The sequence below is a fragment of the Rahnella victoriana genome (assembly GCF_004330295.1).
Taxonomy (GTDB): Bacteria; Pseudomonadota; Gammaproteobacteria; order Enterobacterales; family Enterobacteriaceae; genus Rahnella; species Rahnella victoriana.
This window is the reverse complement of sequence record NZ_SJOJ01000040.1, coordinates 17,394-29,830: the sequence shown is the minus strand read 5'-3', so window position 1 is coordinate 29,830 and position 12,437 is coordinate 17,394. Positions and strand designations below refer to the sequence as shown.

11 protein-coding genes are annotated in these 12,437 nt (G+C 57.3%); all 11 read left to right on the top strand.

Annotation, left to right across the window (positions count from 1 at the left end):
- Positions 1-461 precede the first annotated feature (461 nt).
- The 11 genes from EYY67_RS23255 (at position 462) to EYY67_RS23205 (ending at position 12,436) form a co-directional block, all read left to right on the top strand.
- Positions 462-1,196, top strand: coding sequence for a FadR/GntR family transcriptional regulator (locus EYY67_RS23255; RefSeq protein WP_095922163.1), 735 nt, complete (start codon positions 462-464; stop codon positions 1,194-1,196).
- On the top strand, positions 1,189-2,211 hold the full coding sequence (locus EYY67_RS23250; protein ID WP_131694477.1) for an ABC transporter ATP-binding protein: 1,023 nt from the start codon (positions 1,189-1,191) through the stop codon (positions 2,209-2,211). Before EYY67_RS23255 ends, EYY67_RS23250 begins: the two co-directional genes overlap by 8 nt.
- Positions 2,208-3,323 carry an ABC transporter ATP-binding protein gene (locus EYY67_RS23245; protein ID WP_119824931.1) on the top strand — a complete coding sequence of 372 codons (1,116 nt, stop codon included), beginning with the start codon at positions 2,208-2,210 and terminating at the stop codon, positions 3,321-3,323. The genes EYY67_RS23250 and EYY67_RS23245 overlap by 4 nt, the downstream gene beginning before the upstream one ends.
- The gene (locus EYY67_RS23240; protein WP_131694476.1) at positions 3,320-4,837 is read left to right on the top strand and encodes an ABC transporter substrate-binding protein; all 1,518 of its coding nucleotides are present in this window, start codon (positions 3,320-3,322) and stop codon (positions 4,835-4,837) included. Before EYY67_RS23245 ends, EYY67_RS23240 begins: the two co-directional genes overlap by 4 nt.
- A 17-nt stretch (positions 4,838-4,854) precedes the next feature.
- The gene (locus tag EYY67_RS23235) at positions 4,855-5,799 is read left to right on the top strand and encodes an ABC transporter permease (RefSeq protein WP_095922167.1); all 945 of its coding nucleotides are present in this window, start codon (positions 4,855-4,857) and stop codon (positions 5,797-5,799) included.
- Position 5,800: 1 nt separating this feature from the next.
- On the top strand, positions 5,801-6,676 hold the full coding sequence (locus tag EYY67_RS23230; RefSeq protein ID WP_095922168.1) for an ABC transporter permease: 876 nt from the start codon (positions 5,801-5,803) through the stop codon (positions 6,674-6,676).
- A gap of 29 nt (positions 6,677-6,705) precedes the next feature.
- The gene (locus EYY67_RS23225; RefSeq protein ID WP_131694475.1) at positions 6,706-8,313 is read left to right on the top strand and encodes a gamma-glutamyltransferase family protein; all 1,608 of its coding nucleotides are present in this window, start codon (positions 6,706-6,708) and stop codon (positions 8,311-8,313) included.
- 355 nt (positions 8,314-8,668) lie between these two features.
- A complete protein-coding gene (locus EYY67_RS23220; RefSeq protein ID WP_131694474.1) occupies positions 8,669-9,583 on the top strand; it encodes a dihydrodipicolinate synthase family protein in 915 nt (304 codons plus the stop codon).
- A gap of 132 nt (positions 9,584-9,715) precedes the next feature.
- Complete coding sequence (gene fhuF, locus EYY67_RS23215; protein WP_131694473.1) at positions 9,716-10,480, top strand: siderophore-iron reductase FhuF; 765 nt, start codon at positions 9,716-9,718, stop codon at positions 10,478-10,480.
- A 105-nt stretch (positions 10,481-10,585) separates the two neighbouring features.
- Positions 10,586-10,924: a hypothetical protein gene (locus EYY67_RS23210; protein ID WP_095922172.1), complete on the top strand. Its 339-nt coding sequence runs from the start codon at positions 10,586-10,588 to the stop codon at positions 10,922-10,924.
- A gap of 192 nt (positions 10,925-11,116) precedes the next feature.
- Positions 11,117-12,436, top strand: coding sequence for an MFS transporter (locus EYY67_RS23205; protein ID WP_131694480.1), 1,320 nt, complete (start codon positions 11,117-11,119; stop codon positions 12,434-12,436).
- Position 12,437 lies beyond the last annotated feature (1 nt).

Below are 12,437 nucleotides of genomic sequence, written 5' to 3'. Positions count from 1 at the left end.
CCCCAACCCTCCCCTTCGCTGAACTGATTTCCCTGGCTACTCTGCGAAAACCTCACCAGTACTCACGATCTTGCAGACGAAACCACTGCCTGCACACATTCCGGCTTCCGAATTATTCCTTAATACCCTGCCCCGGGCCTTCCTTCTTTTGGGAAGGAAGGAAATAGCGAACCATTAGCCAACTTATTCTTCTTATTTGATCTACTTCTCATACCAGGAAAACACGCACCATTACGATCCGTTAACATTAATTTAACGCACTACACTTGTGCATATCAGCTAAATATCAATGCCTTAAGAATTACAAAAACGATCCTTCAACTAAAGCGCGTAAATTTTATTCATTTGAAATTAAAAACAAATTCCCCTTTTTGCAAAACTTTCACATGAACCATTACAAAATTGGTTCAGAAAATGCAAAGGACTGATTAACGATTCAATTCCCGGCGGGAAACTGAAATATGACCACACATTCCGGGGCGTTGCCCCCTTCAAACGGGACGTCTAACTCCGCGCTGGAACAGTTACGTCAGCTGATCCGCCAGCATCCGGATCACACCCGGCCACTGCCTGCGGAGCGTGATCTGATGCAGATGTTTGACGTTGGCCGCCGCGAAATCCGCCGGGCGCTGGATGTGCTGGAGGAAGAAGGCCGCGTGTGGCGCAAACAGGGCAAAGGCACGTTTATCGGGCCGAACGGCCCTGCCCAGCCGCTGAGTTTGCAGGCGTTACCGAAACAATCGAATTTGCAGGAAGTGATGGAAGCACGGCTGCAAATTGAACCGGGGCTGGCGAAATATGCCGCCCTGCGCGCCACGCCGGAACAGATCCAGCTGATGCGTCGTTTGCTCGATAAGGTGAAAACCATGTCGCGCGGCGATCCGGATCAGATCGAACTGTGGGACAGCGCCTTTCACCGTGCCATTGCCGATGCCGCCGGAAACCGGCTGCTGCTGGGTCTTTTTGATGCCGTCGATGCCATTCGTCGCGATCCGAGCTGGCTGGCGGTGCGCAACGCGGCACGTAATCAGGAACGCCTGAACCGCTACGACGATCACCACGAACGCATCGTAGAACACATTGCCGCACGCCAGCCAAAGGAAGCCGCCAGAGTGATGCGCGAGCACCTTCTGGCGCTGCAACAGGCGTTTCTTTCCACCCTGAATGATGACGACGAGGATTTTACTGATGACTGACCCGGCCGAACCCGTCACGCCGCTGTTACACATCAACAACCTGCGGGTGCAGTTTTCCGGCTCCCCCGCGACTGTGCTCGACGGTATTTCCTTACAGCTTGAAGCCGGGAAAACGCTGGCGCTGGTGGGCGAATCCGGCTGTGGCAAAAGCGTCACGTCGCTGGCGCTGATGGGGTTACTGCCCGCCAGCGCGAAGGTGTTGCAGGGCGATATCCGCCTCAACGGAAAATCGTTGCCCGGACTTTCCGAGCGCCAGTATGCCGACCTGCGCGGTCAGGAACTGGCGATGATTTTTCAGGAGCCGATGACCTCGCTCAATCCGGCGCTGACACTCGGTGACCAGCTGGCGGAAGCGGTGATGCGTCATCAGGGTGTCGGCAAAAAACCGGCCCGCGAGCAGGCGCTGGAAATCCTCAAAAAAGTGCAGATCCCGGCTCCCGAGCTGCGGATGGATGCGTATCCGCACCAGCTTTCCGGCGGTATGCGTCAGCGGGTGATGATTGCGATGGCGCTGATCAACCGCCCGCAATTGCTGATTGCCGATGAACCGACCACCGCGCTGGACGTCACCATTCAGGCGCAGATCCTCGCCCTGCTCAACCGGATTCAGCAGGAAACCGGCAGCGCGTTATTGCTGATCACCCATGACCTCGGCGTCGTCGCGGAAGTGGCTGACAGCGTGGCCGTAATGTATGCCGGACAAATCGTCGAACAGGGTCTGGTGGCCGATATTTTCAATAATCCGCAGCATCCTTACACCATCGGGCTGATGGGGTCGATGCCGTCGCTGGCCTCACGTCAGGGCGCACTTTCCACCATTCCCGGTGCCGTGCCGCTGCCGAAAGATATGCCGCAGGGCTGCCGGTTTTCGACGCGCTGTCCGTTTGCCGCCGAACGTTGCCAGCGTGAACGACCGCCGTTGCGCGCCCTGCATCAGTCGTCGCACCACGTCGCCTGTTTCTTTGCGCCGCTGGAAAACCATTTCGCGTTGTCCGCCGAAGGAGCCTGCGCATGAGCCTCGCACCCCGCCCCATTCTGGAAGCCGCCGGGCTGAGCAAAGTCTTTAAAGGCCCGTCGTCACTGTTCAGCAAACCGAAAATCGTGCAGGCGGTAGATCGCGTGTCATTGCGCGTCTGGCACGGCGAAACGCTGGCGATTGTCGGCGAATCCGGCTCAGGCAAATCGACCCTTGGCCGCCTGCTGTTACAACTGCTCAGCGCCTCCGATGGCGACGTGTTTTATGAAGGCGAAAACCTGAAACAGTTTTCGGCTGACCAGATGAAGAAACTGCGCCGCGATCTGCAAATCATCTTTCAGGATCCCTTTGCCTCGCTCAACCCGCGCATGACGGTGGAAGAGATCGTCGGCGAGCCGCTGTGGCTGCATAACATTGTCAGCGGCAAGGCGGACAGGCAGGCGAAAGTGCGCGAACTGCTGACCACCGTCGGCCTGCCCGCCGCGTTCAGCAACCGTTATCCCCATGAGTTTTCCGGCGGTCAGCGCCAGCGCATCGGCATTGCCCGCGCGCTGGCGTCTTCGCCGAAACTGCTGCTGGGCGATGAACCGGTGTCGGCGCTGGATGTGTCGGTGCAGGCGCAGGTGGTGAATTTACTGGAAAGCCTGAAACAGCAGTTTGGCCTGACGATGATTGTCGTCGCGCACGGTCTGGCGGTGATCCGCCATATGAGCGACCGCGTGGCCGTGATGTACCTCGGGCAAATCGTCGAACTGGCCAGCACCGATGACATTTTCGATCAGCCGCTGCATCCCTATACCCAGGCGCTGATTGCCTCCGCGCCGCTGCTGACGCCCGGTGTAAAACGTCCGGTGCCGATGTTGCAGGGCGATATGCCCAATCCGGCCAATATGCCTGCCGGCTGCCGTTTCCATACCCGTTGCGCGTACGCCACCGACGAATGTCGTCTGGTGGAACCGCCACTTGAAACTGTCAGTGACAACCGCATGGTGGCCTGCCACCGCTGGAGCGAACTGCAACGGGACCGCACTTCCGTGCTGGTTCCGCCGCCGTCCGCCGCTTTCACCTTACGGCGTGCGCTGTTTGAGCAAGCGAGCCAGTCCCGGCTTTCACTTTCCATTCCAACATCAACCCAGGGAACCCGACCATGAAATTTGCCCCCCGCTTAACTGCCTGCATTCCGGCCTTACTGTTGCTGACCTCGGCGGGCCTCGCCCACGCGGAAAGCACCCTGCGCATCGGCCTTGGCAGCGATCCTGACATGCTCGATCCGGCCACGGCGCGCACCTATTACGGCCGCTTTGTGTTCAGCGCCATGTGCGAACGTCTGGTGGATGTCGATCAGCATCTGCAAATTGTGCCGGGTCTGGCGAAGGACTGGTCATACAGCGAAGATGGCAAAACACTGACGATGAATTTGCGTGAAGGCGTGACCTTCCATGACGGCGAAAAATTCGATGCGCAGTCGGTGAAATACAACATTGAACGCTATCTGACCCTGCCCGGTTCCCTGCGTAAAAGTGAACTCTCCTCCATTGAGTCCGTGGACGCCACCGCGCCGTACACCGTGGTTTTCCACCTGAAAACCGCCGACGCCGCGCTGCTGATGCAACTGACTGACCGCGCGGGCACCATGATGGCCCCGGCGGCCACCGCCAAAGGCAACGTCGCGGCGCATCCTGTCTGTTCCGGCCCGTACGAATTCGTCAGCCGTGTGCAGCAGGACCGCATTGTCCTCAAACGTTTCGACAATTACTGGAATAAAGGCGCGTATCACTTCGATAAAGTGGTGTTCCTGCCGATCCCCGATGCGTCCGTGCGTTTAGCCAACCTGCGGGCGGGCGATCTGGATATCACCGAAGGCATTGCCGCCAGCGACACCGCTACGGTGAAAGCCGACAACACTCTGCAACTGGCGAGCACCACCGGCCTCGGCTATATGGGGCTGACGCTCAATATCGCCAACGGCACCGCCAACACCAATACCCCGCTGGCGAAAGATGCCCGTGTGCGTCAGGCGCTGTCGCTGGCGATTGACCGCGACGCGCTGAATCAGGTGGTGTTCCAGGGGCAATATACCCCGGCGAATCAGGCGTTCTCACCCGCCAGCCCGTATCACGCAGACATTCCGGTGCCAAAACGCGATATCGAAAAAGCCAAAGCCTTACTGGCACAAGCCGGGGTGAAAACACCGATCACCATTGATTTCCTGGTCGCCAACAACCCGACGTCCCAGCAGGTTGCGCAGGTGCTGCAGGCGATGGTCAGTGAAGCGGGCATCAACCTGAATCTGCAAATGACCGAATACGCCACACTGCTGGATCGCCAGCAAAGCGGCGAATTCAAAATGAGTATGTCCGGCTGGTCAGGACGCCCGGATCCGGACGGCAATATCTTTTCCTTCATCCATACCAAAGGCGGCCTGAACGACGGCAAATACAGCAATCCGCAGGTCGATCAGTGGTTACAGGAAGCGCGTCTGACCAGCGATGTGGAGAAGCGTAAAGCGTTGTACAAACAGGTGGTGACGCAGGAAAACATCGACGATCCGCTGGTGTACCTGTACTTCGAACCGCGCATTTTTGGCATGAGCAAAAAAGTCAGCGGTTTCGTGCCTTACGCCGACGGGCTGATCCGCCTGCAGGGTCTGGCTCTGAACAAGTAATTGCCTGAGGAAAGACAATGTTAGAACTGGTGGTGAAACGGCTGATTTCAGCCATACCGACGCTGTTTCTGGTGACGCTGATGGTGTTCTCGTTGCAGAAATTACTGCCCGGCGACCCGATCACCGCGATGGCGGGCGAGGAGCGGGATCCGGCAGTGATTGCGCAGTTACGCGAGCAATATCACCTGAATGACCCGATCCCCAGCCAGTATTTCCACTGGGTCGGTAATGCGCTGCGGGGGGATTTTGGCACCTCGCTGCGCACGCAGGAACCGGTGTTGCAGCTGATTGCCACCAAGCTGCCGGTGACGCTCGAACTGTCGCTGCTGGCGATGATCGTGGCGCTGATTATCGGCATCACGATGGGCGTGCTGGCGGCGGTCAACAAAGGCACCTGGATAGATAACGGCACCAATTTTCTGGCGCTGTCGGGGATTTCGATCCCCCATTTCTGGCTGGGTGTGCTGCTGATTATGCTGTTCTCGGTGAAACTGCACTGGCTTCCGGCGTCCGGTTACGTGCCGTTCTCAGAAGATCCGCTGCAAAACCTGAAAACCATGCTGCTGCCTGCGGCGGTGCTCGGTACCGGCCTTTCCGCCACGCTGATGCGCCATACGCGTGCGGCGATGATTGCAGTGCTGAAAGCCGATTACATCCGTACCGCCCGTGCCAAAGGGCTGCTGCCGAAAAAGGTGATCATGAAACACGCGCTGCGCAATGCGCTGGTGCCGATCATCACGCTGACGACCTTGCTGTTCGGCGAACTTCTGGGCGGCGCGGTGCTCAGCGAGCAGGTATTCACCATTCCGGGCTTTGGCAAAATGATTGTCGATTCAGTGTTTAACCGTGATTACGCCGTGGTTCAGGGCGTGGTAATGGTGGTCGCGGTCGGTTTTCTGCTGATGAATCTGCTGGCCGACGTGTTGTATGTGCTGGTCAACCCACGTATGCGGAGAGCCTGAGATGAGCGTTTCTGTGATTTCCGTGACAACGTCACTCCCCGCCCGCGAGCCGAACCGCGTACTGCGCAAATTCCTGCGTAACAAAAGTGCGGTGATTGGTGCGGTGCTGGTCGTCACCTTTGCCCTGCTGGCATTGCTCGCGCCGTGGATTTCGCCTTTTGATCCAATCAAAGCCGATTTCATGGCGGTACGAAAAGCGCCCTCCGCCCTGCACTGGCTGGGTACCGATGAACTGGGTCGTGACATTTTATCGCGCCTGTTCTGGGGCGCACGCACGTCGCTGATGGCCGGTTGTGTGTCAGTGATTATCGCGATTGTGATTGGTGTGCCGCTCGGTCTTATCGCCGGTTTCTGGCAGGGCTGGCTGGACAGCGTGATTTCCCGCGTGGTTGAGGCGCTGCTGTCGTGTCCGTTTCTGGTGCTGGCGATCGCGCTGGGCGCGTTTCTCGGGCCAAGTCTTGGCAATGCGATGATTGCCATCGGGCTTTCCGCGATGCCGATTTTCGCCCGGCTGACCCGCGCGCAGGTGATGAGTATCCGCAACGAGGAATATATCGAAGGGGCGCGGGCGATTGGTCTGCCTGACCGCTGGATCCTCTGGCGCTACGTGCTGCCGAATGTGCTGTCGCCGATTCTGGTGCAGGCGACGCTGGCGATTGCCTCGGCGATCATCACCGAAGCCAGTCTGTCGTTTCTCGGTCTCGGCCAGCAACCGCCGGATGCCTCCTGGGGCGCGATGCTCAATACCGCGCGCAGCTTCCTCGAGCAGTCGCCGTGGATGTCGATTTTCCCCGGTCTGGCAATTTTCCTCACCGTACAGGGTTTCAATTTGCTGGGTGACGGGCTGCGTGATGCGCTCGACCCGCGTTCTGAATAAACCGTTTGCTGCTTTTTAAGGAAGAATACATGTCTGAGAATTACGATTTTAACGTGGCGTATCCAACCCTGCGTCCGACCATGATGGGGGCCAATGCGGTCTGTGCCTCGCAGCCGCTGGCCGCACAGGCGGGGATGAAAATGCTGATGCTGGGCGGCAACGCCGCCGATGCCGCTATCGCCACAGCCATTGCGCTGACCGTGCTCGAACCGAGTGGCAACGGCGCAGGCAGCGATGCGTTCGCGATTATCTGGGACGGCAAAAAAGTCCACGGCCTCAACGCGTCTGGCCGCTCACCGGCGGCGTGGACGCCGGAATATTTCGCCGCCAAAGGTCTGGACGCGGTACCGACCTACGGCTGGGATGCGGTCACGGTGCCGGGTGCCGTCTCCGGCTGGGTGGCGCTGGCAAAACGCTTCGGCACCCTGCCGCTGACCACGCTGGCGCAACCGGCCATCGATTATGCCCGCAATGGTTTTCCGGTCTCGCCGCTGATTGGCCGTCTGTGGGAAATCGCGGTCAAAAAACTGCATAACCAGCCGGGCTTTATGGAATGTTTCGCACCTGAGGGCCGTGCGCCGAAAATCGGTGAAATATTCCGTAATCCGGCGCTGGCGGATTCGTTAGAGCTGATCGCCAAAACCGAAGGCGAAGCCTTCTATCGCGGCGAACTGGCAGAAAAAATGGTGGCGCACAGCCAGGCCCACGGCGGCGCGCTTACGCTGGACGACCTGGCGAATCACAAAGCCGACTGGGTCGAAACCATGCAGCAGTCTTTTGCGGGCGGCTCGGTTCACGAACTGCCGCCGAACGGTCAGGGTATCGCCACGTTGATCGCACTGGGCATTCTCGACAAATTGGATATCGGCAGCCAGCCGGTGGACTCGGTCGAAACCACGCATCTGTGCATTGAAGCGATGAAACTGGCGCTGGCGGATCTCGATCAGCACGTCACCGACAGCGAGCACATGTTCTTCGATCCGCAACTGTTCCTCAATGACGAGTATCTGGCGGAACGGGCAAAACTGATTAACCGCAGCCAGGCCAGCGACGTGACGTACGGCGCTCCGCGTCCCGGCGGCACCGTGTATCTGACGGCGGCTGATTCCAGCGGCATGATGGTGTCTTTCATTCAGTCGAACTACATGGGCTTCGGTTCCGGCGTCGTGGTGCCGGGCACCGGTCTCAGCATGCAAAACCGTGGCTGCGGATTTACCCTCGACCCGACGCACGCCAACTGTGTCGCGCCGAACAAACGCACGCTGCACACCATTATTCCGGCCTTTGCGCAGGACGCGGCGGGCAAACCGCTGATGTCATTCGGCCTGATGGGCGGCCCGATGCAGGCGCAGGGACATCTGCAACTGGCGCTGCGCGTGATGCTGTATAAGCAAAATCCGCAGGCGGCTATTGATGCGCCACGCTGGCGGATCAACGGTGGCCGTCAGGTGGCGATCGAATCCACCTTCAACCACAACACGCTGGCGGCACTGCGCGCCATGGGCCATGAACTGATCGTCGAAGACCCGCTCAGCGGCCATTCGTTTGGCGGCGCGCAGGTGATTGTCACCAATCCCGCAGGCGGTTATCTGGCAGGCACCGAATCCCGTAAAGACGGACAGGCACTGGTGATGTAGGTCTGGTTTCATTCTGCACCGCAAGCGGGTTTTGCCCTGCTCCTCCCCCTGCGAAGGGGGAGGACGGGAGGGGGTTTTAAGGGCTAACACCTTGTTTAAACAAACCTTAACATCCGTTTTTGACCTTAATACCCCACCCCAACCCTCCCCTTCGCAGGGGAGGGAGTTGACTGTGTTTCACCGCCTACCCAGGTGAAATTTGCCCTGTGGGGAGGGAGTTACCGCCATCTTTGTGACTTCCCTTCCAAATATTCGCTAAATCTATGTAATTCGATCCCATCGCTATAAATATTTGAAACAGCGTTCTATAAATGGAGTGTTGAGTTTTGTGCACTTTCATATGGAGAACGAATGTATGACCCGTCCACTGTTTCATGGCGTGATCCCCCCTGTCGCAACGATCCTGAATGAAAATGAGCAACTTGACCGTCAGGGGATGGCGCGTCTGATTGATTTTACGATTGATGGCGGCGTGAACGGCCTGTTTTTCCTCGGCAGCGCGGGGGAGTTTGCGCATATGTCTCAGGCACTGCGTCATGAGGTGGCTGAGTTTTGCACGAAACACGTTGCCGGACGTGTGCCGGTATTGATTGGTGCGGCGCATCCGGGCACGGCTGAAACGCTGGCTTTTGCGCAACATGCGAAAAGCGTCGGTGCCGACGGCGTGGTGGTGGTGAACCCGTATTACAACCCGATAACTGAAGAAGCGTTATATCTGCATTATCGCACGATTGCTGAAGGCGCCGGTTTGCCGGTGATCATGTACAACTATCCGGGGCTGACCGGCCAGCCGTTGCCCGTCAGTCTGATCAAACGTCTGGCACTGGAATGCCCGAACATTGTCGGCCTGAAAGACACCGTTGACAGCCTGAACCATATCCGCGAAACGATACAGGCCGTGAAACCGGAGCGCCCGGATTTCGCCGTGTTCTCCGGGTACGATGAATATCTGTTCGGTACGCTGATCCTCGGTGGCGACGGCGCGATCCCCGCCAGCGCCAACTTTGCCCCGCAACTGACCTGCGGAATTTACCGCGCATTTAAAGAGAAAGATTTCGCCACCGCCGTCGGACTGCAACAACGTCTGTCATTCCTGCCTCCGCTCTACACGCTGGATACGCCGATCTACAACGTCATCAAATACGCTATTTCACAAGTCATCAGCGATATGCCGGTGTATTCACTGAAACCGGCGCTGCCGCTGAGCAATGACAAACAAAAGATTGTGCGTGATATTTTGAAACAAGCGGGCGTCAGTGTCGTCGGCTAACGCTTCCTCTGCGCCTCCCCTTCACTGCGGGAGGCAAAAACCCTCAATCTAAATCGAAATCATTACTATTCCGCTTTAATATTCGTTACTCTATTCGCATGATTTATCGAGCCGAATGACTTTCATAACGTAATGATGCAAACACTCCTCGACAGTTTCCGCGAAACGCCGGTCAGCTGGGTTGCAGATACTTTCAAACCGATGTCACCGCTGGTGACCAATGCGGTGCCGATGTCACTGCTGATGACCGCCGAAGGCTGCGCCAGCGTGCTTAAACGCTATCTGGATGCCAATGCGGCCGATGCCGCAGTGTGCGATAAACGACGCGCGCGTATTTCGATGTGGTCACAATGGTATTTCGCCACCCTGCTGCCAAGCTGGGTGATTGTGTCCCTGCGCCATGGCTGGCAACTGCCTATCGCCGCTGAAAACGTCTATCTGTGCATGCAGGAAGAAGGTCTGCCTGCGCAAATTTATCTGGACGGCGAAGGCGAAGCGCTGATCTCCGCAGAACCGATGGCACGCTTTGATGTGATGATCGAACGCCACTTACGCCCTGTCTGCGAAGCACTGGCTGAATTTTCCGGTCTGAAACCGGGCATTTACTGGAGCAACGCGGCGATCCGCGTCGGCTGGGGTGTGAAGCAGGCCGAACTGGTCCATGCGGACATCTCGGATGGCATGCAACTGATGGAATCACGCGAGCTGCGCAATGGCGGCAAAAATCCGTTATTCCAGCCGATGCGCGCCGAAGACCCTTCCGACCCCGACAGCCCGCAATACCGTAAACAGTGCTGCCTGCGCTACGATCTGGAGGATCACGCCATGTGCCCTTCCTGTCCCTTATTGCTAGCAGAACGCAAATCTGGCAAAAGGCGCAAAACCGTCGCCGAATAAATCAAACACTTACAAAACCTGACTAAGCTTAGCGTAAAAAAAGATTGGATCTTAGCCGCGGATAATTATAAGAATTGGGTTATATAGACCAACGAGGTATTTATCATGACTATGAAAACACCGAAGAGCTGGCCCTCCGCTCTTAACTCGCTGGCCTCAGAGGTGATGGTTTCTCTGGCGCAACCCGTTAACCGCGTATGGAACACGTTAACCGGCAAGCAACAGCCGCTCAGAGCAAGGATTGTTCATCGTTATGCCATTCCGTCCAGCCGGACGATCAGCGTAACGGAAGGTTTCTTTGGGTTCATTCCGGTGGAATCCTATGAAAACGAACGTTTTATTCTGGAAGTCGCGTACGCAGACAAGCAGTATCAGGTCGAAGTCCCGCGGGCGTACTACCAGAAAAGCAATATCGGCGACGGGATCGACATCCACACGCTGTAACGACACCGCTTATCAACAAGCTGCACCTTTCGGGGCGCAGCTTTTTTTATGCCAAAAAACCTGCCTGACCCCACACTTCCCGCTTTAATTTTGTTCAATACATGAAAATTATTGACATAATAACCTCAGAAATTTAGAAAAATATTTACATCCTATTCTTATAACAATGTTCCTTTTCTGAAGAGGTTAATGATGACCCGCACCGGACAGATTTCCCCTGCCACCGCCAGCCAGTCACGCCGCGCGCTCGTCGCCGGTTCGGTGGGTAACTTTATCGAATGGTATGAATTCGGCGTTTACGGTTATCTGGCGACGCTGATCGCCGGTAACTTTTTCACTCTGGAAGGCCAGACCGGGATGACCGGTTTACTGCTCACTTACGCGTCCTTCGCGCTGGCGTTTTTCTGCCGCCCGGTTGGCGCGATCATTTTTGGCCGCATCGGTGATCGCATTGGCCGCAAGCCGACGCTGATTGCCGTCGTCCTGCTGATGACGCTGGCCACGGCGATCATTGGTTTGCTGCCGACCTACGCCCAGATTGGCGTGGCTGCGCCGCTGCTGCTGACGCTGATGCGCATGTTTCAGGGGTTATTTGCGGGCGGTGAATTCGGCGGCGCGGTGTCGCTGATGACCGAATTTGCGCCGAAAGGCAAACGCGGTATTTATGGCGCGTGGCAGTCGTTTACCGTGTCGCTGGGGTTGCTGACCGGCGTGGCGCTGGTCGCCATCCTGGTGCAATGGTTACCGGAAGCGCAAATGAAAGACTGGGGATGGCGCATTCCGTTCCTGCTGGCGCTGCCGATGGGGCTGGTGGCGTTGTATCTGCGTCTGAAACTCGATGAAACACCGACCTTTGTTGCCAGTAAAAAAGCCGAACCGACAGCACAGAAAACCACTGCAGAAAAAGCCTCTGCGGTCGCCACCGCGAAAGCCATCGCGCTGGGGATTGGCCGCATGATGGGCTGGTCTGCGGGCGGTTATACCTTCCTGGTCGTCATGCCGTCTTATCTGCAAACCTCCCTGCACGCCACCTTTTTACAGGCGCTGGTGGCGACGGTACTGGCGAATGTCGGCTTTGCGCTGGCGATTCTGCCTTCCGGCTGGCTGAGCGATAAAATTGGCCGTAAGAAAGTGATGATGATCGCCGTTTTCGCGGTGATCGTGCTGAGTTTCCCGCTGCTGCATCTGCTGCAAAACCCGGAAAGCAGCCTGCTGGCGAAGGGCATTGCGGTGCTGATTGCCGGGGCGACGATCGGCATGATTGCCGGTCCCGGTCCGGCGATGCTGGCGGAAATGTTCCCGACCCGCGTGCGTTATACCGGGCTGGGGTTATCTTATTCCTTATCGAATGCGGTGTTTTCCGGCTGTGCGGGTCTGATCATCACCGGCCTGATTAAAGAGACCGGCAATCTGGATATTCCGGCGTATTACGTGGTCGCCACCTGCGTGGTCAGCCTGTTTGCGTTGATGAGCCTGCGCAAAGACGACCACCTGCGTGATCTGGACGAATAAG